We start from the raw sequence: 760 nt of genomic DNA, 5'->3' as shown, positions 1-760 counted from the left end.
TTTTCGCGCGATCGACTGATGGCCCGCGAATTCACCGCCGTTGTCGAAAGTTATGGTTTTACACACTGCCTGATAAGGCTTCAGCATCTGCTTAATTGCACGACTCACTGTCTTCTTACTCTTATTTGATACTCTACGAGTGAGCAACAATTTGGAAACTCGCTCAACCAGAGTCACCAGATAGCCATCTTGACCATAAACTGTGTCTCCCTCCCAGTGCCCGAGCTCTGTATTGTCATTAACAATCGCTGGACGTTCGTCAATATCGATGCGCCCCGGTATGAGCTTCACTCCAGCCTCAGGGCCTGTGCGCTTGCGATAAGGCTTGCCTTTTCGCGGTAGCCGCGGCCGCCAGTTGAGCCGCCTAACCCAGCGATAAATGGTTGAACAGCTGACGGTTTTATCGCACTTCTCAAGCCGCATGCGCCCGGCAATTTGTTCGGGACTTGCGTTTTTCAGCTGGTGGTCGATCTGTACTTTCATGGCGAAATCGAACTTGGTGTGCTTACTTGCTCCGTGCCGTCGCTGTAGCATCTGTTGGTGAGCGTTCTCCGCACTGTAAGGGCTACAGCGGTTTAGCTCGCGGGAAACAGTTTTATTTGAACGACTGAGTTGTTGCGCAATGGTTCGTGCTGAATAGTTCTGCCCATTGAGGACTTCGATCTGGTATCGTTCTTTCAGGGTCAGCTGGCTAGTATGGGTTCCCATGGGGTTCCTGGCTTGTTTGTGTGGAAGCTAACCAGCCTACAGCCAGCTGGCC

The 760-nt window shown here is 51.8% G+C and carries 1 protein-coding gene; it reads right to left on the bottom strand.

Going from position 1 to position 760, the window contains the following annotated elements; all coding sequences use genetic code 11:
* The coding region (locus tag MO867_RS22375; protein WP_252473281.1) for an IS30 family transposase at positions 1–708 on the bottom strand (708 nt) is incomplete at its 3' end.
* Between the last annotated feature and the right edge of the window lie 52 nt (positions 709–760).

This window comes from Microbulbifer okhotskensis (assembly GCF_023895975.1).
Lineage (GTDB): Bacteria > Pseudomonadota > Gammaproteobacteria > Pseudomonadales > Cellvibrionaceae > Microbulbifer > Microbulbifer okhotskensis.
Note: the sequence above shows the minus strand (reverse complement) of the source record. Positions and strands in the feature narration are given on the sequence as shown.